This is a genomic window from Variovorax sp. P4_D9, assembly GCF_056401695.1.
The window spans coordinates 1-971 of the sequence record NZ_JBFUIU010001579.1 but is presented as its reverse complement, the minus strand read 5'-3'; the positions used below and the strand labels follow the sequence as shown (position 1 = coordinate 971).

1 protein-coding gene and 1 pseudogene are annotated in these 971 nt (G+C 65.0%); both read left to right on the top strand.

Annotation, left to right across the window (positions count from 1 at the left end):
• Positions 1 to 233: pseudogene (locus tag AC1DY5_RS57035) on the top strand (IS4 family transposase); the annotation flags it as partial.
• 86 nt (positions 234 to 319) lie between these two features.
• A partial coding sequence (locus AC1DY5_RS57030) for an RNA-guided endonuclease InsQ/TnpB family protein (RefSeq protein WP_478122941.1) occupies positions 320 to 971 on the top strand: 652 nt, incomplete at its 3' end.

The window sequence follows — 971 nt, the reverse complement described above, 5'->3', positions numbered from 1 at the left end:
TCAAGCACACGGTGCAACTGTGGACGGAGTGGGTCTCGCGAGGCCTCTCGGTCACGAAGGATTGCCAGCGGCTGTTCACGTTGATCGCCCAATGCAAGGTCGGCCATCGACCCGGACGCATCGAGCCGCGAATGCGAAAACGAAGGCCAAAACCCTACCCTTGGTTGAAGGTGCCGCGCGCCCAGGCTCGCCGACATGTCGAGAAGCATGGTCATGCGTACGAGCCAAAGTAAGTGCCATTCCCCTTTAGGGCGGGGAAGGAAAGCAGGTATTTCGCCTCGCGACCTTGCGCGTCGCGCTGGTGCTTCCCCATACGTAGATGTCCAACGATTCGTCCCTCCGAGCCTACCGATTCCAGCTTCGCCCGCGGCCGGCGCAGGAGAAGCAGCTGGCCCGCTACGCGGGCATGCTGCGCTGGCTCTGGAATCGAGCCCTGGCTGAGCAGCAGGCTCGCCGCGAGCGCGGCGAGAAGTACGCAGGCTACGCGAGCATGTGCGCTTGGCTCACGGCCTGGCGCAACGCGTCAAAGACGTCGTGGTTGCGGGAAGGGCCGGTGCATCCGCAGCAGCAGGTCTTGAAACGACTGGACGCAGCGTTCCAGACCTTCTTCGCGAACGCGAAGGCGGGCAAGAAGCCCGGCTACCCGCGCTTCAAGAAGCGAGGTGACGAGCCGGGCATTCGCTTTCCGGACCGAAAGCAATTCAAGTTGAACGCGCTCAATGGGCGCGTCCAACTCCCGAGACTCGGATGGGTGCGCATGCGCATGAGCCGGGAAGTCGCGGGCGATCTGCGCAACGCCAGCGTCACCCGAGAGGGGGACCGCTGGTATGTGGCGATCCAGACGCTGCAGCCCGGCGTGCTGCCGGCGGCCGGCGTCGCCCCGACGCTCGGCATCGACCTGGGTGTCGCCAACTTCGCGGGCCTTTCCGAGGGGCGACTCATCGAGCCGCTCGCGGCGATGAAGGATGAAG